Raw genomic sequence first — 1,344 nt, forward strand, 5'->3', positions numbered from 1 at the left:
ACTCCTCTAAATTGGCTTCTAAATGCTTTTATTTTTGCATTAAAGGATTCTGCCGAAGCATTTGTACTTCTGTTATCAAAATAGTTTAGGATTGACTGGTAATTAAAAGTTATGGTATTGAGTAAAATATTAAAGTTTTTAAAGCCCGACTCCTCAACATTTCTATACCAATGAGCCAATTTGGTCATTGCAATGTGTTTGTCATTATTGTTATTGTAAATCCCCCGAAGTTGTTGATTTAGATTATATGCAGTTTTTATATGGGGATATAATTCAAACAGCATTTGCGCTCTTTCTTGTTGATTCGGTGTCCATTTTTCACGAGATTTGTATAACAGATACCTACTTCTTGCCAATAGTTGTTTGACAGAATCACCGTTAGATAAAAGCTTAGGGATATATGCTCTGTTCTCTCTTTTTGCCAGCAATATCAATTGATTCTCAGCATCCATAGCTTCCCATCGATATTTTATTCTCATCTCTTGTAAGGCTTCCAGTGCTAGCTTTTGAACATGGAACCTATCGGTAACCTGTATGGCTTTGGAGAAACATCTCTTAGATATCAGTTTCATAGAATTAGCCATATCAAGCGTTATTTCTTGTACAGAAGCTCTCTTTTTATAATCTATTTTGCTAATGTGTTCTATGACCTGTTCTGCCTTCGTTCCAGCAATAATGGCCACCAAGGAGCCTTTTTTACCTTTGAATTTCTTGTTGGTCACAATGGTGTAAAGCTCTCCCTGAGACAAAGCTACTTCATCAATTGATAAATGTGTACCCATATTCTCAGGGTAAACAATCCACTGATGAGCATGTTCACGTGAAGCCCAGCCAGTGAACGAACTCAGATGCTTTTTATATTGTCTTTGAAGTTTTTTACCGTTAACGCCGAAGAAGCGTCCAATGGTGTGACAATCAGTAGCGCTGTTATCTATTAATTTCTTTTAAAAAAGCCGCAAACTCTTGAGTCATGCGGGTTCCCTTGGCGACTAAATTCCAATCTCTTTTAATAATTTCTCCTGTGTTTTTATTTGTCCAACGACGTCTTTTAATATGCAGGTACACATACTTACCTCTCAGGGGAAAGTCCTGAATAGTAATCTCATCTTGAAAACCCTTTGATACCAGTTCAAATGCATTAAATTCTTGTGGAGGATTACTTTTCTCTTCAAAATACAAGTGTAATATCTCTTCTGTATTACTAGAAGAAACTACTTCAAAATGATCTACTAAAAAATCAGGAAGCATAAATTTTAAAAGCTCTATCGGGGTCATCTTAAATTCTTAGATTGCAAATTTCTCATTTTATTTTGATATTTCCTCCCCAAGATTTGTTCTTGATCC

2 protein-coding genes are annotated in these 1,344 nt (G+C 35.5%); both read right to left on the minus strand.

Annotated features, from left to right (window positions below; genetic code table 11):
* The coding region (locus J2X17_RS19005) for an ISAon1 family transposase (protein ID WP_475690852.1) at positions 1-935 on the minus strand (935 nt) is incomplete at its 3' end.
* Positions 928-1,275 (minus strand): ISAon1 family transposase N-terminal region protein, encoded by a 348-nt coding sequence (locus J2X17_RS19010; RefSeq protein WP_310301663.1) that lies wholly within the window; start codon positions 1,273-1,275, stop codon positions 928-930. The genes J2X17_RS19005 and J2X17_RS19010, both read right to left, overlap by 8 nt.
* Positions 1,276-1,344 lie beyond the last annotated feature (69 nt).

The sequence above is a fragment of the Flavobacterium aquidurense genome (assembly GCF_031458035.1).
Taxonomy (GTDB): domain Bacteria; phylum Bacteroidota; class Bacteroidia; order Flavobacteriales; family Flavobacteriaceae; genus Flavobacterium; species Flavobacterium aquidurense_C.